We start from the raw sequence: 22,232 nt of genomic DNA, 5'->3' as shown, positions 1-22,232 counted from the left end.
GCCGTACCTCGGTTACCCGGACTCCACCCTGTAGACCTCGACAGTGGAAGCCGCTCGTCCTGTACGGGGCATTCCGGCTCGCGAGACAGGTCTCGCTCACGGTTGCGGGTCAGCGTCGGCTCTACCGACTTCCCCCCGTACGGGACGTATTCAGTTGGGTACCCGGCGCGCCGGGTGTCGCCACCGTACCGCCCGGTCGCCTTTCGGCGCCAGGGTGGCGGACGACACCCGGCAGTCCACGGCCCGTGTCGGCTACACGCAGGTCAGGGTGCGCTGATGCTAGGTGCCGCGCCGGCGCCGAAGGACCATCCCTCGACCGTGCCAGGAGCCGGGTTGTAGCTGGTCGCCCCCAACGTGCTGTACGTCCAGGCGGCTCCGCTGCCCGAGGCGTGCCAGTACGACCAGTACGCGCTGGCCGGCGGCGTGTTGATGCAGGGTTCGGTCGCGGCGGTCGGCTTCCCGTTGATCCGGCAGACGAAGGCCAACCCCCACCGCTGCGTGCCGGTCACCGTGAAGCCGGCGCCCTGCAGGGCGGCCAGCCCCGTGGCCGGGTCACCGAGGGCGCACGCCACCTGCACGCCGCCGCCGAGTGAACCGTAGTCGACCACCACCGTGACCCCGGTCGTCCCGGTGCACGCCGCAGCCTGCGCGGCTCGGGGAGACGGTTCGACAGCGATCAACCCGACGGCGACGACAGCCGCCACCGCGATGCTCGCCAGCCACCGGCGGACAGGATCGTAGACCTGGGACATGAGCACTCCTTCTGGTGGGACGGAATCTGCGGCCGGTCAGCGGCAGGGCAGGGTGGGTGCGCCGGTGGTCGCGGTGACGGTGGAGAGCCGGGCGAATCCGGTGCCGGCCAGGCCGAGAACAGCCTGGGCGGTGGCGCGGGGGGCGGTGCCGGGATCGAAGACACCACCGTCGAAGTCGACAGCGCCCCGGTCGGCGACCGGGGCGGCACACCCGACCTGAAGATCGGCCAGGAACACGCGGGCCCGGAGCCAGGCCAGCGGCCGGCCGCCGTCGCGCAACGCCTGGGCCGCCAACCCGGTGCTGTTGGCGTTCGCGACCCCACCGGCGTTGGTGAACCCGCCGTCGGTGCGTTGCACCGAGACCAGCCAGCGCAGTCCCGCGGCGGCGTCAGCCGGGCGGCCCGCGGCCCGCAACGCCTGCACCGCGACGGCGGTGGCGTCCACGTCGGAGACACAGACCGGCTGCTCCGGCACCAGCGGAAAGCCGCCGTCCGGGCACCGGGTGCCGGCCAGCCAACCGGCGGCGACCGCCGGCGCGCCCTGCGCGGTCCGGTCCAGCGCGAGGATCGCGAAGGACTGACTGAACGCGTTGCTGAAGTCACCCCACGCCGACCGGTCGGTGAACCGGCCAGCCGGGTCCTGGAGCGACCGCAGCCGGGCAATGAGATCCACACCGCCGACGTCGGTCGGATCACCGCCGCGAACCGCGACGGCGAGAGCGAGCTTGGCGGTCGCGCCCGCGTACGCCTCGGTGGCACCGTCGCCGATGTACCCGTCGCGGACGTCCCGCCGGGTCACCCAGGCCAACGCCCGAGCGCCGAAGTCGTCGGCGACACCTGCGGCGGCGAACGCGAAGACCGCGTCCAGGGTCAACCCCTGGTCCGGGTACGCGACCCCGTCGAAGACGACCTCGAAACGTTCCCCGTCGACCAACTGTCGGGCCAACCATCCGGCGGCGGCATCCGTCCGGACGGCACCGGCCTGTGCGGGTGCGGCGATCGTGGATGTGCTGACAGTGAGGGCGGCGAGTATCCCGCAGAGCAGGGCGAGCAGGCGGTGCCGGCCCAGGCGAACGACCATCGGTTGGCGCCTTTCCGGCCCGGCGGTCGTCGAGACCCGGCCCGCCGTGATGCTGCGGCGGGCCGGCCTCCGACCCGTGGGCCACGACGGGTGGGGAGCAGAGACTCGCGAGTACGGCAGGTGATCGGGCTCGCCGCCAGGGATGCTCCCGGCGGCCTACCGTTGCGGGCCAGCGCCGGACTTCGACCGGACTTCCCCCGCACGCACACGCGGTTGTTCAGTTGTCGCGCCAGTCTCGTTCGCCGCACGGCCACTGTCAATCAGCGACCGTACGTGCACCATGGGTAGCCGCTTCGCGGCGTGGCCACGGTCTCGCTCTCGCTCTCGCTCCAGCACATCCCGCTCCCCCTGAACCGGCCACCGGCACAGGTGGACCGCCGAGGGAGACAGCTCACAGCGAGCACCAGGCCGCCCCGCTGAGCGGCCGGGTCGGGATAGGGTGACCGACGGCGCTGGTTCGCCCGGCCGTTGCTGGTGGGGCGTCGTAAGAGGGAACCCGGTGAAAGTCCGGGACTGCCCCGCAGCGGTGAGTGGGAACGACAGCCGTCACCACGCACTGGGCCGCAAGGCCCGGGAAGCGACGGCCAGTAGGAGACCGGCCGAGTCCGGTGGCGCCCACGAGTCCGAAGACCTGCCCGCGCTGCGTACACAAGGTGTGTGCGCTGCCGTCGACCTCGCGGGCGGGTCGGGCGGGTGACGCGCCGTGACGGCGTGTTCCTCGACGTGCGCGCTGGCGGGTCGGTGGCCTGCCTGCTTCCCGAGGACGGACGCCCCGTGCACGACACGACAACTCTCGCCGGCCGACCACCGGCTGCCTCCCACCTGACCCTGTCGCAGATCATGGACCAGCATCACACCAACCTGATGGGCACGGTCCACGGCGGCCGCATTCTCAACCTCATCGACTCCGTCGCCGGCGTGGTCGCCGCCCGGCACTCCGACGGCCCGGCCGTCACCGCCGCCATCGACGAGACCGCCTTCCTCCGCGCGGTCCGCGTCGGCGACGTCGTACACGTCGACGCCCGCATCACCTGGGCCGGACGCAGCTCCATGGAGGTCACCGTCAAGGTCACCGCCGACCGGTGGGACCGCGCCGTACCACCGACCGACGTGGCCACCGCCCACCTCGTCATGGTCGCCGTCGACGACAACGGCCACCCCCGCCCGGTGCCGCCGCTGCTACCCCAGACCGACGGCGACCGGCGCCGCTACCGCGAGGCACAGATCCGCCGCGAACACCGACTGACCCTGCGCCGTGCCCTGCTCGACGGCACCGAGGAGTCCTGAGATGCTCGGACTCTCCACGGCAGCCCTCGCGTGACCCCCACCGCACAACTGGCTCTGCTCGGCGCCGTTTTCATACAAGTGCAGGTCACCGTCGACATCGCCCTCGGCACGGGCGCCGGACGCCTCGCCCGACGGACAACTGACGGCCGCTGGTCACGGCGCGTCAACCAGGTCTGCGCCGTCGCGTTCGTCGCGCTCGGACTACGACTGGCCGCCGGCTGACCCCTTCGGCGTGGCCTTACAACTCCTTGCGGTGGTCCAGTCGGACGGCGCGCAGTACGACGTCGCTGACGTGGTGTGTGCTGATCGCTCCCGGGGGGCGCGACCGGGTTTCGTGCACGTCGATGCGCCAGTTACCCGAGGCCGTGATCTCGGCGGCGATCTCGTCGATGCCGACGTACGCCTGGGGGTCGTACATGCGGGTCTGCTCGGCGGGATCCGACGGCTGCTGGAGCGGCGTCAGGTCGTGGCCGACGACGAGCAGCGTCCCACCGACGGCCACGGCGTCGAGCAGGTTACGCAGTCCGCGCTGCTCGGGGGTGCGCTGGAACGAACCGTACTGCAGGGACACCAGGTCGTAGGTCTCGCCCGCGAAGGCGGCGGGGTCGTTGGCGTCGCGGTGCAGCGTACGAACGTCGAGTCCGCGACGGTCCGCTTCGGCCCGGATGCGTTCCAGTGCCCTGCTGGAGACGTCGGAGGCGGTCACCTGCCAGCCCCGTTCGGCCAGCCACAGGGCGTCGGCTCCTTCACCCGCGCCGACGTCGAGCGCCCGCCCTGCGGGCAGGTCCGTCGCCTCCGCCATGAGTGTGCCGTTCGGGTTGGCGCTCCACATGCGTTCCTGATCCCCGTAGCGGCTGTCCCACTCGATCGCGACGCCGGACGGGCGAGCACCCGCCGTGGTGTCCTCGGCCGCGAGGCTGAAGGCGATCTGAGCGCCGATCCAGCTACCGTTCGCCGCGGCCTGTAGGACCTGGGCGCTCGGGTCCGTCAGGTTCCCGGCGGCGAAGACGCCCGCCACGCTGGTACGTCCGGTGGCGTCGACCGCGACGAGGTCGCCGAGTCCGCTGGCGTGGGCCGTGGTGTCGATACCCAGCCCGGCGAGCATCTCGACCCGGGGACGGAACCGGGCGCCGGTGAGGATCGCGTCGGCCGGCAGGCTGCGGCCGTCGGCGAGCTCGACGGCGAGTGACCCGTCAGGGTCGGCGTCGGCTAGCCGGCGCACCGCACTCTCGACGACCGGGACCCCGGAGGCGACGAGGGTCTGCACCGCGGCCGGGTCGATCCCCGTGGCATCATGCAGCACCACGGTCAACTGGTCGGTCAGGTGCCGCATCAGCTGGGTCGGGTGCAGTCCCATCGGCGTCGTGACGATCTGCACGACCCGCAGGTCGCGGACCTCCCAGCCATGGCAGAAAGGACAGTTGAACACCTGAGCACCCCAACGCTCAGCGAGGCCCTCGATCTCGGGAAGCTCATCGACGATGCCGGTCGCGGCCAGTACCCGGCGAGCGACGAGGCCGTGCCCGCCCGAGAGTGCGAGGTGGAACCCGTCGTCCTCCTTCCGCACCGCCAGGACACGGCCGGTGAGGACGTTGCCACCATAGCTACGGACCTCCTCGCGCCCGATGGCCCGCATCGCCTCGGGCGGGGTGCCCTCGCGCCCGAGGTAGCCGTGCATGTGCGCGGCCGGCGCGTTCCGCGGCGTGCCGTCGTCGACGACGATGACCGAGCGCCGCTGACGAGCGAGCTGTAGCGCGGCCGCCAGACCCGCCGCCGATCCGCCGATGACGGCGACGTCGCACCGGCGGACGATGCTCTGGTGCGGTGTGTGGTCGGAGGCCCCATGGGCATGATCTGTCATCCGCCAAGCGTAGGAACACCTGGCGGCTTCTGAAAGGCGGCTTGCGGGATTCGCAAGACATCCTCATGCTGGAGAGATGAACGACCGCAGCGACGTAGAGCGGCTGGCGCGCACCCGGCTACGAAGCATCCGCACCACGCTCGGCTACTCCCTGGACCAGCTCGCCGAACGCACCAACCTCAGCCCGTCGACGATAAGCCGGGTCGAGACGGGCAATCGGACGCTCAGCCTCGACGTGCTCGTGCCCTTGGCCAACGCGCTACAGGTCAGCCTCGACGTCCTCTTCGAGGCAACCAGCGACGAGGACGTGGTGATCCGCCCCGTGCAGCACCGTTCGGGCTCGCGCACCACGTGGCCGCTGAACCGCGTCGACGGGCGCACCATGGCGATGAAGATCCGCCTGGAGCCCGAGGCGACGATGCCGACCCAGCGGGTCCATCCGGGCTACGACTGGTTCCTGGTACTCGAAGGCAGAGTGCTGCTGTGGCTCGGCGAACGGCAGATCGAGGTCGAAAAGGGCGAGGCAGCCGAGTTCTCGACGATGACGCCCCACTCGATGACAGCACTCGACGAGCCGGCCGAGCTGGTCATGGTCTTCGACCGCGAGGGGCAGCGCGCACACCTGCACCAGTGAGCGTTAGGCCAGGGTGAAGACCGGCAGGACCACACCGATCACGCGGCATCGCCAACGCGGCGATCTCGTGGGCCGCCGCACCGACCGACGTCTCGCCCCGGTCGGTGCGGCGGCCACGTCGACCCGGCCGTCTCCGAGGTTCACACCGTGCCGAAGAAACTCCTGAGTGCCGGCACCCGGCGAATCAGGAGCTGGTCCAGCGCGAGGATCACCAGCAGCGACAGACCGAACAGGGGCAGGAACACGCCGAGGACGGCCATCGCGGCGACCAGGAGCCAGCTGCCCCAGATCGGAAGTTTCCCGCGGGGAGCGGCCATCCCGGAGGCAGTGCCGCGGCGGGTCCACCACATCATCGGCCCGGTGACGCACATGAAGATCACGGCGAGGCAGAACAGCGTGGACAGGATCTCGTTCGCGACGCCGAGACGCCGTCCCTCGTGCAGGGCGATCCCGTGGGACACGACCTTGGCCATGGCGCTGTAGTCGGCATAGCTGTACTGGCCGACCTTCTCGCCGCTGTACTGGTCGACGTGGACCGTCGTCTCCTGGGTGACGTCGGACTCGGCGGGGTTGCCGACGTTGTACCACTGGCTGCTCATCACGCTGAACACGCCTTTTTCGCCTTCGGGATACATGATCAGGTACGGCCCGGGAGCGCCCTGTGCCTGCGCCGTAGCGACGGCCCTGTCGATCGAGATCGGTGTGCCGGCGCCGGTGCTGGTGCCCTGCGGCGCGTTGCCGGAGGCCCATCCGGCGGGCGCCGACTGGCCGTCGCTGTTCTCGATCTGCTGCCGGATGGTGGACTCGGCACCGGGATCCTCACCCCAGAGCGAGATGTTGCCGTGCGCCGCGAGTTCCGACGCTTTGGCGCCCCAGAAGCCGGTCCACGGCAGGCCGGAGACGAGGAGCAGCAGGACGCCGAGCCCGACGGGGAGCCCGACGATGGCGTGCCAGCCACGGACCCGGGCACCGCGTCTGCCCTTGGCCTGGGCGCCGCTGCGGGCCTTCCGGCCGAGGAAGAAGATGATGAACCCGGTGATCGTCAGCACGATCCCCCACGAGGCGCCGAGCTCGACGATCCGGTCTCCTACGCCACCGTCGCCGATGAGCAGGTCACCGTGGATGCGCTCCGCCCAGGTGGAGACGAGCTGGTCCTGGCTGAGCGCACCGGTGACCTCGGAGGTGTAGGGGTTCACGTAGACGTTCGTGGTGCTGCCGTCGTTGAGGATCACCGCGCCGCTGTTCGTCCTGGACCAGTTGGGCACGTTCCACGGGGCTCTTCAGGGACGTGGATCTCTGTACGCTCTGGCGTACCTGCCTGTACACCCGGCCCCGTACTCCGACATCGCCCCTACCAGGGGTCGCAACTAGTTGTTGACGTCGGCGCACAGATGCTCGGCGTTGGTGTCCTCATCGCCCCCTACCAGGGGTGGCAACTTAGATTAGAAGGCAGAGTTGGCAGAAGCTGACCCGGCTCGGCACCCTCATCGCCCCCGGAAAGTTACGGGCTTTCCACTAGAAGCCACCAGTGAGCCCGGTGTGAGCCCGGACGGTCCAGCATCCGGCGCTATCGAACACTATGGTCTGGCATCCGCAGGGGTATCTAACTGGACGGATAGGTACCCCTGCGGACTGCCGGGCACCTGGCATCACGAGTCGAGTTCAACTTCTAATCCCAAGGCCGCAGGTTCGAATCCTGCCGGGCGCGCAGACGATACAGCGGTGGCGGAGTCGTCGAGCGGCTCGTTGCCACCGCCGGGTTCGGCTACGCCTTCACCGGTGCCGCGAACCGGGGTAGCCACCGCCGCACCATCGGGCTGGCCGAAGGTTGGCTCACCCGGGCAGCCCGTGACCCGCCTCCACAACCAGGATCAACGTCGACCTGGCACTCCCTCGGTTGAAGTCGGTACGTCCACGGCACTTGATCTTTTAGCCCGCTTGCTGAAAGGGTTGCGCTGGCGGTGGACCGCGAAGTCGTCCACAAGGGAGCGTTGCCGAGTCCGCGGATCTCGGCGCGCCCGAAAGTGATGGTTTTCGATTCAGCGGGCGTGCCGGCGCGAATGCTGCACCGCCAGAGCTACCGACGAAGGCCGAAGTCGGAACCGGCCGACCGGCAAAGGGGGAAACAACGTGCGAGCAAGCCATAACGGGACGGGAAGCAGGGTCGGTACCGCCAAACGGGTAGCGGTCACCCTGACCCTTGCGCTCACTTCGACCCTCGGTGTTGTCGCGGTCACCGCCTCACCAGCGCAGGCGCTGCCGACGAACTGCAACGGCACCCCCGGGACCGCCACCTACGGGGTCATGTGTCGGGGTGGCACCGGCTTCTACCGTGCCTGGACCGAGTGCAAGCACGTGAGCACAGGCAACAAGAAGCACGCTTACGGCAACGGTGTGGGTATCGGGGGGTACTCCAAGGCGAACTGCGGGTCCAACTACCGCATCACCAAGAACCGCGGGGTTACGAAGAGCAACTACCTGCCACCGAACTGGTAGTCACTACCGCACAGATACACCACGACCGACGATCTCCAGCGAGATGCCGGTCGTAACGCTGGATGCTGCCGGTGGCTCGGCCCGAGGATGACCACGGCGGGCGGAGCCACCGGCACGCTAGGGCAGGTCTTCCTCGGGCGAGGAGCCGCCTCGGCTCAGGAGCGCGAGTAGGCCGTGGCCGTCCTCGGTGTGGGCGTCCGGCCGCAGGTCGGGGCGGGACGGCTCGCGGTCGGTGCGAGGTGAGCGCATCAGGATCGCGGCACCTGCACCAGCCCGACGAGCGCAGGCCACGTCGCGGTGCACGCTGTCGCCGACGAACCAGCAGTCGCCGATCGGTACGCCGACAGCGTCCGCTGCCAGCCAGGCCAGGCGGGGGTTGGGCTTGCGGAGCCCGGCTTCGTCACTGTAGAACTCGGCCACGAACAGGTCGGACAGCCCGGCAGCGGCGAGGAAGTCCCGATGCGCCGCCCCACAGAGCGCGTTGCTGACCACCGCCATCGGCAGACCTGCCCCGGCCGCGGCTCGCAGCGCCTCCGGGATGCCGGGACGGACCTGCCACTCCGGTCGCCACGCCCACGCGTACGCCAGTGGGGTCGCCGCCTCCTGGACCGCCGTGCGGGCAGCTTCGGGCCAGGTAACGGTGACGAAGTCTGCCCACACCTGCGCGTGTGGCAGCTCGATCGGATCGTCGGAGTTGCCGACTTCGTCGCGCCACCGCGCGTAGGCCCGACCGCCCTCGGTCAGGTCGGTGGCGATCTGCTCAGCCGACACGGCACCGCCCACCAGGTCGAACAGCCGGCGCACCAGCTCCGGTGGTGCCGGTGGCTGCCGTGGAGCGTCGGCCAGGACACCGCCGAAGTCCAACAGGATCGCGCGAGGTGGTCGCAGCATCCCCCCATCCTGACGCACCTCGACTGTGCCGGCCGGACAGGGAGGATCACCCGTCCCGCCTGCGTCACTGCCAATCTTGGAAAGTTCCCGTTCGCCCGGAGAACGGGAACTTTCCAAGATTGGCTCGATCTGGCACCAGGCGCGGCCTCGGATGGCGTGGTCAGCTGGTTTGGCAGGGGGCGCCGTTGAGACGGAAGTCGGTGGGGCGGTCGTTGGTGCCGGTGTAGGTGGCCTGGAAACCAAAGCTCACCGTGCCGTTGGTCGGCAGGCTGCCGTTCCAGGCGGCGTTGCGCGCGGTCACGTTCCTTCCGGACTGCGTGACCTGCGCGTTCCATGCGTTGGTGACCTGCTGGTTGCCGCTGAACGACCAGGTCACGGTCCAGCTGGTCAGGGCGGCGCCGCGGTTGGTGACCCGGACGTCCGCGGTGAAGCCGGTGTTCCACTGGTTGGCCGTCCAGCTCACCGTGCAGGCCGCCGGCCCGACGGTCGGCGGCGGGGTGGTGGGAGGCGGCGTGGTCGGCGGCGGTGTGGTGGGAGGCGGTGTGGTGGCGTCGCGGGGCGGGAAGCGGAGGATCCGGTCGTCGGTGGCGGCCGGGGTGCCGCGGCCGTCCCGGTTGCTGGTGGTTACCCAGAGCCACCCGTCCGGGCCGTACTCGACGGTGCGCAGCCGCCCGTAGCTGCCCGCCAGTTCGGCGGTGGGGGTGCCGACGCCGCCGGACCCGTTCAGCGGCACGTTCCACAGGCGGTTGCCGCGCAGGCTGGCCACGAAGAGCCGGTTCCCGGCGATGGTCGCACCGCTCGGTGACGCCTCCGCAGGGGTCCAGGTGAGCAGCGGATCCCGGAAACGGGGATCGTTCGCCCTCCCCTCCACGGTGGGCCAACCGTAGTTGCCACCGGCGACGATCAGGTTGATCTCGTCCCAGGTGTTCTGACCGAACTCGGTGGCGTACAGCCTGCCCTGGGCATCCCAGGCCAGTCCCTGCACGTGACGGTGGCCGAGGCTGTAGACCGGCGATCCGGCGATCGGGTTGTCCGACGGGACGGTACCGTCGGGCCGGATGCGCAGGACCTTTCCGTTGCGGCTCTGCGGGTCCTGTGCTGAGGCGGTTTGTCCGGCGTCGCCGACGCCGACGTAGAGCATCCCGTCGGGTCCGAACGCGATCCGACCCCCGTTGTGAATGGCCGCGCGGTTCAGCCCGGTGAGGATCGGCTGCTGGGTCTGCGGTGCGGTGAGCCGGAACCGGGCTATCCGGTTGTCGCTCGCGGTGGTGAAGTAGACGTAGATCCAGCCGTCCTGAGCGTAGGTCGGCGACACGGCCAGGCCGAGCAGGCCGCCCTCGCTGACCGGAGTCACACCGGAGATGGTGACCACGGGTTCCGTCGGCTGACCGGGCCGGACCCGCACCACCTGCCCGGTGGGTCGCTGGGCGACCAGGGCGCTGCCGTCGGGCAGGAAGTCCATCCCCCACGGCACCTGGAGACCGGTGGCCACCGTCTCGGGCCGGGAGAAATCGAAGTCGCCGACGGCGAGCAGCGCGGGTGGCGCGTCGTTGCGGGCACCGGACGGACGTTCGGCGCTCGGGACCGCGCCGGCCAGGCCGGCGAGGCCGACGCTGCCGACGACCAGACCGGCGGTGAGTACGGCCCCGACCGCGAGTCGGATCTTCATGCCACCCCCTAAAGTATCGATATCCGTAAATTAGCATGTCGCTTCGCACTCGCCCGGAAAAGGGCGTCGCCGACCACGGCCGACGCCGCATACCGGGACCGATGGGCAAGGGCCAGGTCCGACGTCTCCTGGACGACCTGCCCGACCCGGCCAATCACCCGACGTTCCGACTCGACCCCACGAATCAGGCTGAACCGCCACGTTGACAGTGCCTCCGCGGATATCACTGGCCTGGGCCGCGACGCCGGCCGTACGGTCACCGCCATGCACCTACGCGACGAACTGGTATCCGATCACGATGCCGTCCACGAGCTGCACCGGAGCGCCTTCGGTGACCATGGGGAGGTGGTGGCGGCGCTGGTGCGGGCGCTGCGGAACGACGACCCGGAAGCCCTCAGCCTGGTCGCCGAGGAGGACGACGAGGTCGTGGGGCACGTGATGTTCACCCGCAGCCTGCTCGACGCTCCGCGTCAACTCGTACCGGTGCAGGTGCTCAGCCCGGTCGCGGTCACGCCCGGCCGGCAGCGGCGCGGCATCGGTGGCGCTCTGATCAGACACGGGCTGCGCCTGCTCGACGAGCGGGGCGTGCCGGCGGTCTTCCTGGAGGGCGATCCCGGGTACTACGCCCGCCTCGGCTTCGCCGCCGCCGGCGAGCTGGGCTTCCGTCGGCCGTCGCTGCGCATTCCGACACCCGCCTTCCAGGTGGTCAGGCTCTCCGGGTACGAGCCGTGGATGACCGGGACGTTCGTCTACTCGGCCACGTTCTGGCAGCAGGACTGCGTCGGGCTACGCGAGGGCGTCAGCGGCTGAGCGTGACGGACAGGCGACCAAGGGTCGACCTCGACGTAACCCACGGTCATCGACTCCACTGCCGTGTGTTATTCTCCGGCGTCGATCTCCGCAGCGCGGACCCGGATCGGGTCGTTTGTCGCAAAGGACGCCTTCCCGATGTCGGCCCTGCCCAACCCGATCACGTCACCTGCCACGGTGGACCGTCCGGCCGCCAGCGCGTTCGCGTTCATCTTCACCCGACTGCCGGCGCTGCTGCGGCTCTCCTGCGGCCTGTTCTGCCTCGTGGTGGCGCTCGCCGTGCGTACCCCGCCGGTACGTCCGGAGCTGCTGCTACCCGCCGTGGCGGCGCTGACCGGCTGGTCGCTCTGGTACGCGCTGCACGCCTGGCGGGACGGCGTCGGCACGCCACTCGTCGCCGTCGACGTGGCGCTCACCAGCGCCGCGTGCCTGGCGATTCCGGTCCTGGTCGCACCCGAGGTGCTGCCTGGTGAGGCCAGTTGGATCGCGGTACTGGCCAGCACCACCGTGATCAACGCTCAGGCGACCGCCCCGGCCCGCCTGTCGATTCCGGCCGGGCTGCTGGTCACCGCGGCGTACGCGACGGGTGCGCACACGGCCGGGAACTCGACCGAGGCCAGGGCGCACGCGGCCACCCTGCTCGCCCAGACCGCCTGTACGGCGATGATGACCGCGGTGATGCGCCGCCGCATCACCCGGGCGGACACCGCCTTCGTGGCCGCTCAGCGGGCCGCCCGGGACGCCACGGTCGCCCGGATCGCGCGCGAGGCGGAACGACGGCAGAACCGCGACCTGCATGACACCGTGCTGGCGACGCTCACCATGGTGGGGCAGGGCGCGGTGGACAGGTCCTCCACCGCGCTGCGCGAGCGGTGTGCCGCCGACCTGCGTACCCTCGCCGCTCTGGCGGAGGCGCGCGCGGTGCCGCACGACGTGACCGCCCGACTGGACGAGCGTCTCCGGGCCGTGATCGCCCGGCTGCCCGGCCTGCCGGTCGCCACCGACCTGCCACCGTGCACGGTGGCCGCACCTGTCGCGGAGGCCGTCGCGGAAAGCGCGCACGCCGCGCTGGCCAATGTGGTGAACCATGCCCCCGGCGCACGGGCGACACTGCGACTGCGGCGGTACGCCGGCACCGTCACGGTCGAGGTGATCGACGACGGTCCCGGTTTCGACCCGGCCACCGTGCCGGCGCACCGGTACGGTCTGCGCGAGTCGGTACACGGCCGGATGGCGACGATCGGCGGGCGTGCCGACGTCGACTCCGCGCCCGGTCGGGGCACCCGGATCCGGCTGGAGTGGTCCGATGTCGGCTGAGCGGCTGTCGACGGACCCGGGGGCGAGCGCGACGGGGTTCCGAGCCGGCACGACCATGTACGCCGAAGGCACCGTCGCCCGTACGGCGTTCCTGCCGCAGCAGCCCCGGCCAGGCCCGGTGCCGAAGCCCGTGGCCGGGCCGGCGTCCGACGAGGTCGGTGCGGTGCGGGCCGCCGCCGCGGTGGCCCGCACCTCCGACCGGGGCGCCCGGATCGTCGCGGTCACCATCGCGCTGGTCTGGCACCTGGCCATCGGGCTGCCCGCGGTGCTCGCCGCCCGGTCGACGCTGGCCGTGCCCGGGGTGGTGCTGGGGGGCTGGTTACTCGTCGCGGCGCTCGGCGTGATCGCCGGGATCCGGCTGCTACACGACACCCCGCTGCCGGCGGCGCCGCTGGCCGGCCTGCTGCTGGCAGTCGACGTGGCGGTCTTCGCCACGGTGGGCCGGGCACATCTGTTCAGCCCGGCGAACTGGGTGTGGGGCACCCTTGCCTGGTTCTTCCTGGTGGTGCTCTGGGGGCGGCCGGTGCGCCGGCTGCTGGTACTGCTGGCCGCGCACGCGGCCACCGCGCTGACCGCCGTCGTGCTGCACGGTGCGACGGGCGCCGCCGACCTGGCCCGGGCCACGATGGCCCTCTACGGCACGTCGTCGCTGCCGGTGGCGGTCTTCGCCGGTGCGGCGGTGCTTGCCGCGCTGTCCCGACAGCGCGCCGCCACGGCGGCGACCACGAACGCGATGGTGGCCGAGCGGGAAGCCGCCGAACGGGCCCGGCACGAGCGGGGCGAGCGGCTGAATCTGGTCGGTCGCGCCGCCAGCGAGGTGCTTACCGAGTTGGCCGAGGGACGGGTCGATCCGGCCGACCCGGAGGTGCAGCGCCGCTGTGTACGGGCCGCCGCCCAGTTGCGTCGCCTGATCGCCGAGTCCGACGACGTGCCCCACCCCCTGCTGCACGAGTTGCGGGCCGCTGCCGATCTGGCCGAGCGCAACGGCCTCCCGATCGACCTGGTCACAATTGGTACACCGCCACCGTTGCCGGTGCGGATTCGCCGCAGCCTGGCGGATCCGCTCACCGCCGGCCTCGCGGACGCACAGGACTGGGCCCGGTTGACCGTGGTCTCCGGCCCCGACGAGGTGGTGGTCAGTCTCGTCACACCCGACCGGGAGGGCCCGGACACCACCGGGCATCCGCCGGAGGACGACGACGGGCAGGTGGAGCACCTCTACGAACGGGACGGGAAGATCAGATGGACGCAGACGCGCTGGCACCGGTGACGCCGGGGCGGCCTGTCGGTGTGGCTATCGTGGACGACCACCCGGTTGTCATCGACGGGGTGCGCGCCTGGTTGGCCACCGAGCCCCGGTTGACCGTGCTGGCCACCGGCGACGATCCGGACGAGGTTCTGCGAGCGGCACCGCAGGCCGACGTGGTCCTCCTCGACCTGCGGTTGCACGGCCGGCTGGTGCTGGACAAGTTGGCCCAGCTCAGCTCCGCCGGGCGACGCGTGGTGGTCTACTCCGAGCACTCCGACCCGGCCACCATGCTGGCCGCGTTGGACGCCGGGGCGGTGGCTTTCCTGGCCAAGCACGAGGGGCGGGAGCACTGTGTGACGACGGTGCTCGATGCGGCGAGCGACCGACCGTACGTCGGGCCGGCGCTGGCCGGCGCGATGGTCGGCGATCCGCGGCCGGACCGCCCGGTGCTGTCCGACAAGGAACGTGAGGCGCTGCTGCTGTGGTTCCAGTCGATGTCGAAGGCTTCGGTGGCCCGGCGGATGCGAATCAGCGAGCACACCGTGAAGCAGTACGTCGACCGGGCGAGGATCAAGTACACGCGGGCGGGCCGACCGGCCGCCACGAAGGCGGCGCTGCTCGCCCGGGCGATTGAGGACGGACTCGTCCGACCAGAGGAAATTGGTATCTACCGGTCGCGTGCGTCGACCGATCAGCCGACCCCCTAACGGGCGTCATGACAGCGGCGGACGCCTGGGCGAGGCTCGTGGGTAGATGCCGTCCGCACCGGAGGTCGCGACGATGCACGATGACGTCTCCCCGTTCTTCATCGCACCGCACCGGTTCGACGCGGTGGACGACGGCACGGGCCCGGTGCTGGACCGGCGGCACGAGTTGGTGCCGGATTTCGGCGAGCACGTGCTCGACCGCCATCGGGTGGACGTGGCCGGATACCTTCTCGGTCCGAGCGACGCCCACCGGGCCTGGGCGCTGCCCGCCCCGGTCGCCCTCACCGTCACCGATCACCGGCTGACGTACGTCGGCGCCGGCACTCAGCTCGCCCTCGTGGGCCCCGGACAGCGCGGGGCGGCCCGGCCGCCCGGGCTGGTCAGCGGGCAGATCCGCTGGCAGTGGCCGTCCCGGCTGGAATTGCTGCCTGCTGCCGGCGGCGACCCGGCGACCTTGCTGGTGGTCTGCGACGCGTTGCGTACGATCCGGCAGCCGGCACTCGCCCTGGTCGGTCCCGACGACCGGATCGGCGCGCTCGCCCGACAGCTGCGCCACGCAATCGCCACGTTCCGGCTGGTCCGGCCGGAGCTGGTGGACCTGTCCCCGCCCGAGCGGGACGCGCTCGCCCGCCTGACCCGGACCGCGTCGTTGAGCGGCGCGGGGCGGGTGCTGCTGCCTGGCGCCCTGCCGGTGGAGTTCCACTCCCGGGACGACTACTACCGGCCGAGGCAGGCCGACGCGCCGCCGTACGACGCGGCGTCCGGCCAGCGGTAGGCCCCTGCGACGGTCGGACCGGTGGTCAGCGGGTCGTGGAGCGCCGGTCGTCGGCGTCGAGCGCGGCGGCCTCCTGTGGGGTAGGCGCGCTGCCACCGAGATGCGCCGGCAGCCACCACCCGTCCGCTGGCGTGGCGGGCTGGTCCGGGTACTCCCGCTGAGCCCGGTCGACAAGCGCGGTCAGTCGGATACGCAGTTCCTCGGTCATCGCGGCGGGGTCCGGGTACGCGGCCGGATCCATCGGCTCGCCGACCAGAATGGTGATCGGGGTGTGCCGGCGGGTGAGCGTACGCGGATGCCCCTTCGTCCACAGCCGCTGGGTGCCCCAGAGCGCGACCGGCAGCACCGGTACCTGCGCCTCGTGGGCCATCCGGGTGGCCCCGCTCTTGAGTTCCTTGACGGTGAAGGAGCGGCTGATCGTCGCCTCGGGGAACACACCGACCACCTCCCCCGAGCGCAGCGCCGCCACGGCGGCGGCGTACGAGTCGGCGCCGGCACGCCGGTCCACCGGGATGTGTCGCATGCCTCGCATCAAGGGCCCGGACACCCGGTGCCGGAACACCGAGTCCTTGGCCATGAAGCGGACGAGACGTCGGGACTCCAGGGCGCCCAGGCCGCAGAAGATGAAGTCGAGGTAACTCACGTGGTTGCTGGCCAGCACCGCTCCCCCGGCACGGGGAACGTGATGATCGCCCTCGACGGTGAGCTTCAGGTCGAGGACCCGGAACATCGTCTTGGCTGCGGCGATGACGGGCGGATACACGAGTTCCGGCATCCCGGAACTTTACCTTGGGTAGGTTACGCACCGGTAGGGACGGTGGTCGCCACGACCTGCCGGGGCGTGGCCGGGTCGCCCGTCGCCCGATTGGGCAACCCGGCCACGCCTGTCACCCGGCCAGCGAGTGCAGGTCGACCCGGCCACGGGCGAAGGCGTCCACCCGGCCCCAGCGGCCGGGGATGTCCAGCACCTCGATCCGGCCCATGCCGACGGGCAGTCGCGGCTCGACCGCCAGGTGCCCCTCGTGTGGCTCCAGGCCGAGCATCGTACGCAGCAACAGCAGCGGAGCCCCCGTCGACCACGCCTGCGGACTGCACGCCGTCGGGTACTCAACCGGGAACTTCGTCTGCTCACGCGGATAACCGCCGAACGCCTCCGGCAACCGGCCGTCGAAGTACCGGGCGGCGTCCAGGATGCCGTTGGCGATCATTGCGGCCTCCTCGGCGAAGCCGTACCGGCGCAGACCCCAGGCACAGAACGAGGTGTCGAAGGGCCAGACGGTGCCGTTGTGGTAGCCGATGGGGTTGTAGCGCACCTCGCCCTCGGCCAGGGTCCGCACCCCCCAGCCGGTGAACAGCCGCGGCCCGACCAGGTGGTTGGCGATCTGCTCGGCCCGGTCGTCGTCGACGATGCCGCTCCAGAGCAGGTGGCCGATGTTGGAGCTGAGCACGTCGCACTGTCGTCCGTCCGGATCCAGCGCGAGCGCGTAGTAGCCGCCGTCCTCGACCCACCAGTCCCGGTTGAACCGTTCCTTCAGGGCTGCGGCCTCCCGCTCCAGCTGGTCGGCGTACGCCGGGTCGTCCCAGAACTCACGGGCCAGCCGCGCGCCGCGCATCTTCGCGTCGTACGCGTACCCCTGTACCTCGCAGGTGGCCCGGGGAAACGGCGGCAGGGTGCCGTCGCGGTAGGAGATGGAGTCCCAGGAGTCCTTCCAGCACTGGTTCTCCAGGCCGGTGTCGGTGTTGCGCCGCTCGTACCAGATGTAGCCGTTGCCGACCAGGTCGGCGTAGTCGTCGATCCACTTGAAGGCCCGGCGGCACTCCTGCTCCAACTCCTTGACCAGCGCGCCGTCGCCGCTCCACTGCTCGTACTCGTCGAGCAGCACCACGAACAGCGGGGTGGAGTCGACCGCTCCGTAGTACGGCGAGTGCGGTTGCTCCTCGAACGCGGCGCTCTCGCCGTACCGCATCTCGTGCAGGATCCGGCCGGGGTCCTCCTCCCGGAAGTCGTCGAACCGGGTGCCCTGCAGGGCCGCGAGGATCCGCAGCGTCGTCGCGCTCAGCTGCGGTGTGAACGGCAGCGTCTGCAGACAGGTCAGGATGCTGTCCCGGCCGAACATGGTCATGAACCAGGGCAGACCGGCGGCCGGCAGGGTCTGACCGCCAAGCGACAGCGGTGAGAAGCGCAACGCCGCCAGATCGACGATGCACTTGCGGTACGTCGCGGACAAACTGTCGTGCTCGCTGTTCACCGTCGGCGCCTTGGCGATCCACTCCTCCAGGTCGTGTTGCAGGGCGAGCCGTTCGGTGCCGTGCGTCTGCAATCCGAGACGCAGGTCCCGACCGCCCGGGCCGACCGCCAGGGTCTGCACGTCGATGCGGGTGTCCCACTGCTCGTTCGGTTCCAGGTGGATGGAGTACGCGAAGCCGTTGCGGTCGTACCGGGCCGGCGCGGAGGACGAGATGATCGTTTCGCGCTTGAAGTTGCCGCGCCGGTAGCCCAGGCGCAGCCGGTCCGGCTCGGCCTCACAGTAGATTTCACCCTTTTTGTTGAGGATCTCGTCCTTGACCTCGAACAGGTCGGCGAAGTCGCAGCCGGCATCCATCCGGATCTCCAGGTCGACCGCCTTCTCGTCGTGGTTGAGGATGGTGATGTCCTCCCGGAAGCTCCCACCGACCGCCCGCTCCCGGATGATCGACAGTTTCGCGTCCACGTAGTGCGTGGCCAGCCCGGGCACCAGGAAGAAGCGCGACTCGTAGTACTGGAGGTCGTCGTAGGAGAGGGCGTTCAGCCGCTCACCGTTGATCGTGAGCACCCACTTGGAGAGAAAGCGGGTGTCGATGGAGAACAGTCCCGTCGGTTCGGTAGGTGTCGCCTCGATGTCCCCGGTCGCCTCGCTGACGACGAAGTTGTTGCCGTCGAGGATCCGCACGGTGTGGCTGGGCGCCATCACTTCACCCCCTTCCGGTAGCGCTGCGGTCCCCTGGCGTGCGGCGAGCTGGGGAAGATCCGTTCGACCTGCACCACCAGGCGGGCGTCACCGGTGACCGTCATGTCCCCCCGGAGCAGCGCCGCCAGCCCGTTCTCCCGGCCGGTGACCAGCTCCTCGAAGAGGGCGGGGCTGGTGCCGACCACTGTGTCGGCCTCCATGTCCTGCCGGCTGACCTGGATGTTTCCCCGGTCGATCCGCATCAGCCAGTGGGTGGTCTGCGGTCCCTCGTGCAGGTCGAAGCGCAGGGCTCCGGAAATCTTCGCCAGCAGAGGTTCGTACCCCTGCTGGTCGAGGTCCTCGAAAAACCGCGTGGTCGCGTCCGCCATCGGGCCCCTCCTCCCGGTCGCTCATGTCCCGCAGGAGGGGTCCCCGACGCCCGGTGGCTCAACCTCACCCGCTTGGGGTGAGACCGCGTGGCCCGGTGGACCCGGTAAGCGGCCACGGCGAGTTCCCGGGTGCGGGGCGGACGCGCGGCGTCGAACCGCGCGAAGCCGGCTCCCGATGGCTCGAGAACCGGCTTCGGTTGGTGGAGGCGATCAGTTGTTGGGATCGTCCGCGCTAATGTCGGCCAGCACCGACTGGGGCTCCCGCTCGACCGCCAGGTCGCCCATGGACACCAGGCCGATCAGCCGGCCGTCCTCCACCACGGGCAGCCGCCGCACGGCGTACGTCCGCATCAGGTCGGCGGCGGCGACGGCGTCGTCGTACTGACTCACCGTAACCACGTCCTTGGTGGTGATCTGGTTCAGCCGGGTGGTGTCCGGGTCCATGCTCTCGGCCACGCCTCGGACCGTGATGTCCCGGTCCGTGACGATGCCGACCACGTTGTCTCCGTCGGTCACCACCACGTCACCGATCGCGGAGTCGCGCATCTCCTGGGCCGCCGCGACGAGCGTGGCGTTGCCGTCCATGGTCACCAACCGGGTCGTCATGAACTCTCCGACCGTTGTCATGGCGCCTCCCTCTGGGTGTCGGGCAGCCAGGGGTCTACCCGACGGCCGCAGCCAGTAACGTGGCCGGTCACCGCGCGGGTGTCGCACGCTCAGCCGCGCCTCGGTCGGCTGCCACGACCGGCGAAGGCCGGGCCCGGTGTCGGTGTGGTTCAGCCCTCGGCGGCAACCAGCTCGGCAAGCTGCACGGCGTTGAGTGCCGCGCCCTTGCGCAGGTTGTCGTTGGAGCAGAACAGCGCCAGGCCGTGCTCAGCGGTCTCGTCGGCGCGGATCCGGCCGACGAACGTCGGATCCTGCCCGGCCGCCCGCAACGGGGTCGGCACGTCGGAGAGCGCGACGCCGGGCGCGTCGGTGAGCAGCTCGTACGCCCGCTGCGGGCTGATCGGCCGGGCGAACCGGGCGTTGATCTGGAGCGAGTGACCGGTGAAGACCGGAACCCGTACGCAGGTGCCGGAGACCTTCAGGTCGGGGATCTCCAGGATCTTGCGGCTCTCGTTGCGAAGCTTCTGCTCCTCGTCGGTCTCCGCCGACCCGTCGTCGACGATCGAGCCGGCCAGCGGCAGCACGTTGAAGGCGATCGGCTGAGCGAACGAACGGGGGGCGGGAAAGTCCACCGCGCCGCCGTCGAAGGTGAGCCCGGTGGCGGTCTCGGCCACCTTGCGGACCTGCTCGTCCAGCTCGGCGACGCCGGCCAGGCCGGCACCGGAGACCGCCTGGTAGGTGGCGACGACCAGGGCGACCAGTTCCGCCTCGGCGTGCAGCGGACGCAGCACCGGCATGGCGGCCATGGTGGTGCAGTTCGGGTTGGCGATGATGCCCTTGGGCCGGTCGGTGGCGGCGTGCGGGTTGACCTCGGCGACGACCAACGGCACCTGCGGGTCCATCCGGAACGCCGAGGAGTTGTCGATGACGACCGCACCCGCGGCGGCGACCCGAGGCGCCAACTCCTTTGCGGAACCCTTGCCGGCTGAGAAGAGCACGATGTCCAGCCCGGAGTAGTCCGCGGTGGCGGCGTCCTCGACGGTGATCTCCTCGCCGCGCCAGGGCAGCGTACGCCCGGCCGAGCGCGCCGAGGCGAACAGCCTTACCTGCTCCGCCGGGAAGTTCCGCTCCGCCAGCACCTGCCGCATCACGCCACCGACCTGGCCGGTGGCTCCCACAATGCCGATCCTCATGCCCGCGAGGCTACCCAGCCCGGTGCCCGTACCGGGAATGCTTTCCCACCGCCGGGGATCCCCCCGGCCGGGCCGAGCCCGTTCGGGCCGGGACAGTCACCACCCGCCGGCCGGTTCCGCCGGAAGAACACCGCCGCACCACCGTTGCCGACCGCAGCATCTCAGCCCGGACCGCCGACGCCGCGACCGACGTCACAATCCCGGCCGGTGGGCTCGTCGATCAACCCGCCGGCGGGTGGTCGATCAGCTCGCCGAGACCGGTGGCCACCAGCTCGTCCCTGATCACCGCGGCATCGCCCTCCACCACCAGGGTCAGCGACTCCGGACGCAGGTGCGTGGCGGCAGCCGCCGAGACCTGGGCCACCTGGGCACCGAGCAGTTCCTCCCGCAACCGGGCGTGGTAGTCGTCCGGCAGGTCGTGCACCACAAGCGTGCTCAGCGCCCCGGCGATGGCCCGTGGGCTCTGCAACTCGACCGAGAGCTGGCCCGCTCGCCAGGACCGGGCCACCGCGAGCTCGTCCTCGGTCACCCCACCGGCCTGGGTACGCGCGATCTCCCCGACCGCCTCGACGAGCGCCGGTGCGGTGACGGCGGTCTGCACGCCGGAGCTGACCGCGAACCGACCGAACCGACGGGACGAGGCGAAGTCGCCCCGGATGCCGTACGTGTAACCGCGCACCTCCCGGATGAGGTGGTTCAGCCGGGAGGTGAACGCTCCGCCGAGCACGGTGCCGGCAAGCGCGATCGGCACATGGTCCGGGTGCGCCCGGTGTGGTCCGGGATGGCCGAGCCGCAGCGTGGACTGCACCGATCCGGGCCGGTCGACAAGGATGATCCGCCGCTCGGCACGCACCGGCACGTCGATCGGTACGCCCCGGTCAACCGGCCCGCCGCCGGTGCCGGTGAACGCCGTGGCCGCGAGGGCGTCCAGGTCGAGCCGGTCCAGATCGCCGGCGACGACGAGAGTGCCCGGACGGATGAACCACTCCGAGTGGAAGACGGTGACGTCCTCCACGTCCAGACCGGCCACCGAGTCGGGGTCGCCGTACATCGGGCGGCCCCAACGGTTGCCGGCGCCGAACAGGTCGGCGCGCAACGCCGCGTCGGCCCGAGGTCCCGGATTCGCCCAGTCCATCCGTAGCGCGGTCACCTCGTCGTCGCGGACCCGCCGGACGTCGTCCGGGTCCAGCCTCGGGGTGCGCACCGCCTCGGCGAGCAGTTCCACCGCCGCGCCCAGCCGGCCCACCGGCACCTGCACGCTCGCCTGGAAGGTGTCCCAGTCCAGCCCGGTCACCAACTCGGTGCCGAGCGCCTCGATGGCCAGCGCGTACGCGGTGGCGTCGCGCTGGGTGGTGCCCTCCTCCAGTGCCTTGGCCAACACCCCGCCGAGTCCCTCGCGACCCACCGGTTCACGGCCGGCGCCCGCGTCCAGCAGCAGCATCGCCACGGCGAGGTTCTGGCCGGGCAGGTGCGCGGCGACGACGTCGCCACCGGCGACGGTGCGGCGGACCACCTGGGGGAAACGGTACGGGCGGGCCGCGCCCGGGCCGGGCCGGTCAGCGATCAGGGTCACTGAGGGCCGCTCACTG

At 70.9% G+C, this 22,232-nt stretch carries 21 protein-coding genes and 3 riboswitches; of the genes, 9 read left to right on the top strand and 12 right to left on the bottom strand.

Going from position 1 to position 22,232, the window contains the following annotated elements; genetic code table 11:
- Positions 1–47: 47 nt before the first annotated feature.
- A riboswitch (cobalamin riboswitch) is annotated at positions 48–164 on the bottom strand.
- 99 nt (positions 165–263) lie between these two features.
- Positions 264–758, bottom strand: a complete 495-nt coding sequence (locus tag O7624_RS21825) for a hypothetical protein (RefSeq protein ID WP_348774960.1) — start codon at positions 756–758, stop codon at positions 264–266.
- Between the two features lie 30 nt (positions 759–788).
- Entirely contained in the window at positions 789–1,832 is a 1,044-nt protein-coding gene (locus O7624_RS21820; RefSeq protein ID WP_282237076.1) for a prenyltransferase/squalene oxidase repeat-containing protein, read from the bottom strand.
- 97 nt (positions 1,833–1,929) lie between these two features.
- Positions 1,930–2,094: riboswitch (cobalamin riboswitch) on the bottom strand.
- A 193-nt stretch (positions 2,095–2,287) separates the two neighbouring features.
- Positions 2,288–2,486: riboswitch (cobalamin riboswitch) on the top strand.
- 120 nt (positions 2,487–2,606) lie between these two features.
- Between O7624_RS21820 and O7624_RS21815 the strand changes: the two genes are divergently transcribed.
- On the top strand, positions 2,607–3,119 hold the full coding sequence (locus tag O7624_RS21815; RefSeq protein WP_282240704.1) for an acyl-CoA thioesterase: 513 nt from the start codon (positions 2,607–2,609) through the stop codon (positions 3,117–3,119).
- Between the two features lie 30 nt (positions 3,120–3,149).
- Positions 3,150–3,341, top strand: coding sequence for a LysE family transporter (locus O7624_RS21810; protein ID WP_282237075.1), 192 nt, complete (start codon positions 3,150–3,152; stop codon positions 3,339–3,341).
- A 16-nt stretch (positions 3,342–3,357) separates the two neighbouring features.
- Here O7624_RS21810 and O7624_RS21805 read toward each other — a convergent pair whose 3' ends face one another.
- Entirely contained in the window at positions 3,358–4,980 is a 1,623-nt protein-coding gene (locus O7624_RS21805; RefSeq protein ID WP_282237074.1) for an FAD-dependent oxidoreductase, read from the bottom strand.
- A gap of 76 nt (positions 4,981–5,056) precedes the next feature.
- Here O7624_RS21805 and O7624_RS21800 point away from each other — a divergent pair, with 76 nt between their 5' ends.
- A complete protein-coding gene (locus O7624_RS21800; RefSeq protein WP_282237073.1) occupies positions 5,057–5,614 on the top strand; it encodes an XRE family transcriptional regulator in 558 nt (185 codons plus the stop codon).
- A 140-nt stretch (positions 5,615–5,754) separates the two neighbouring features.
- Here O7624_RS21800 and O7624_RS21795 read toward each other — a convergent pair whose 3' ends face one another.
- Entirely contained in the window at positions 5,755–6,879 is a 1,125-nt protein-coding gene (locus O7624_RS21795; RefSeq protein WP_282237072.1) for a PepSY domain-containing protein, read from the bottom strand.
- Between the two features lie 865 nt (positions 6,880–7,744).
- Here O7624_RS21795 and O7624_RS21790 point away from each other — a divergent pair.
- Positions 7,745–8,110 (top strand): hypothetical protein, encoded by a 366-nt coding sequence (locus O7624_RS21790; protein WP_282237071.1) that lies wholly within the window; start codon positions 7,745–7,747, stop codon positions 8,108–8,110.
- A 117-nt stretch (positions 8,111–8,227) separates the two neighbouring features.
- Here O7624_RS21790 and O7624_RS21785 read toward each other — a convergent pair whose 3' ends face one another.
- Positions 8,228–9,001: an HAD family hydrolase gene (locus tag O7624_RS21785; protein ID WP_282237070.1), complete on the bottom strand. Its 774-nt coding sequence runs from the start codon at positions 8,999–9,001 to the stop codon at positions 8,228–8,230.
- 160 nt (positions 9,002–9,161) lie between these two features.
- Positions 9,162–10,670 (bottom strand): PQQ-dependent sugar dehydrogenase, encoded by a 1,509-nt coding sequence (locus O7624_RS21780; RefSeq protein WP_282237069.1) that lies wholly within the window; start codon positions 10,668–10,670, stop codon positions 9,162–9,164.
- 264 nt (positions 10,671–10,934) lie between these two features.
- Here O7624_RS21780 and O7624_RS21775 point away from each other — a divergent pair, with 264 nt between their 5' ends.
- From O7624_RS21775 to O7624_RS21755, 5 genes are all read left to right on the top strand, one after another.
- Positions 10,935–11,480: an N-acetyltransferase gene (locus tag O7624_RS21775; protein ID WP_282237068.1), complete on the top strand. Its 546-nt coding sequence runs from the start codon at positions 10,935–10,937 to the stop codon at positions 11,478–11,480.
- Positions 11,481–11,618: 138 nt separating this feature from the next.
- Positions 11,619–12,797, top strand: a complete 1,179-nt coding sequence (locus O7624_RS21770; RefSeq protein ID WP_282237067.1) for an ATP-binding protein — start codon at positions 11,619–11,621, stop codon at positions 12,795–12,797.
- Positions 12,787–14,067: a hypothetical protein gene (locus tag O7624_RS21765; RefSeq protein WP_282237066.1), complete on the top strand. Its 1,281-nt coding sequence runs from the start codon at positions 12,787–12,789 to the stop codon at positions 14,065–14,067. Before O7624_RS21770 ends, O7624_RS21765 begins: the two co-directional genes overlap by 11 nt.
- On the top strand, positions 14,040–14,753 hold the full coding sequence (locus O7624_RS21760) for a response regulator transcription factor (RefSeq protein ID WP_282237065.1): 714 nt from the start codon (positions 14,040–14,042) through the stop codon (positions 14,751–14,753). Before O7624_RS21765 ends, O7624_RS21760 begins: the two co-directional genes overlap by 28 nt.
- A 73-nt stretch (positions 14,754–14,826) precedes the next feature.
- The gene (locus O7624_RS21755) at positions 14,827–15,528 is read left to right on the top strand and encodes a hypothetical protein (RefSeq protein WP_282237064.1); all 702 of its coding nucleotides are present in this window, start codon (positions 14,827–14,829) and stop codon (positions 15,526–15,528) included.
- A gap of 25 nt (positions 15,529–15,553) precedes the next feature.
- Here the strand turns inward: O7624_RS21755 and O7624_RS21750 are convergent, their stop codons facing one another.
- From O7624_RS21750 to O7624_RS21725, 6 genes are all read right to left on the bottom strand, one after another.
- The gene (locus tag O7624_RS21750) at positions 15,554–16,303 is read right to left on the bottom strand and encodes a lysophospholipid acyltransferase family protein (RefSeq protein ID WP_282237063.1); all 750 of its coding nucleotides are present in this window, start codon (positions 16,301–16,303) and stop codon (positions 15,554–15,556) included.
- A gap of 112 nt (positions 16,304–16,415) precedes the next feature.
- On the bottom strand, positions 16,416–18,476 hold the full coding sequence (locus O7624_RS21745; RefSeq protein WP_282237062.1) for a glycogen debranching N-terminal domain-containing protein: 2,061 nt from the start codon (positions 18,474–18,476) through the stop codon (positions 16,416–16,418).
- The gene (locus tag O7624_RS21740) at positions 18,476–18,844 is read right to left on the bottom strand and encodes an SCP2 sterol-binding domain-containing protein (protein ID WP_093410482.1); all 369 of its coding nucleotides are present in this window, start codon (positions 18,842–18,844) and stop codon (positions 18,476–18,478) included. Before O7624_RS21740 ends, O7624_RS21745 begins: the two co-directional genes overlap by 1 nt.
- Before the next feature lie 210 nt (positions 18,845–19,054).
- Positions 19,055–19,471, bottom strand: coding sequence for a CBS domain-containing protein (locus O7624_RS21735; RefSeq protein WP_093410484.1), 417 nt, complete (start codon positions 19,469–19,471; stop codon positions 19,055–19,057).
- 149 nt (positions 19,472–19,620) lie between these two features.
- Positions 19,621–20,643, bottom strand: coding sequence for an aspartate-semialdehyde dehydrogenase (locus O7624_RS21730; protein ID WP_282237061.1), 1,023 nt, complete (start codon positions 20,641–20,643; stop codon positions 19,621–19,623).
- 220 nt (positions 20,644–20,863) lie between these two features.
- Positions 20,864–22,216 (bottom strand): pitrilysin family protein, encoded by a 1,353-nt coding sequence (locus O7624_RS21725; protein ID WP_093410490.1) that lies wholly within the window; start codon positions 22,214–22,216, stop codon positions 20,864–20,866.
- Between the last annotated feature and the right edge of the window lie 16 nt (positions 22,217–22,232).

Origin of the sequence: Verrucosispora sp. WMMD1129, from assembly GCF_029581255.1 — a bacterium.
GTDB lineage: Bacteria > Actinomycetota > Actinomycetes > Mycobacteriales > Micromonosporaceae > Micromonospora > Micromonospora sediminimaris.
Note: the sequence above shows the minus strand (reverse complement) of the source record. Positions and strands in the feature narration are given on the sequence as shown.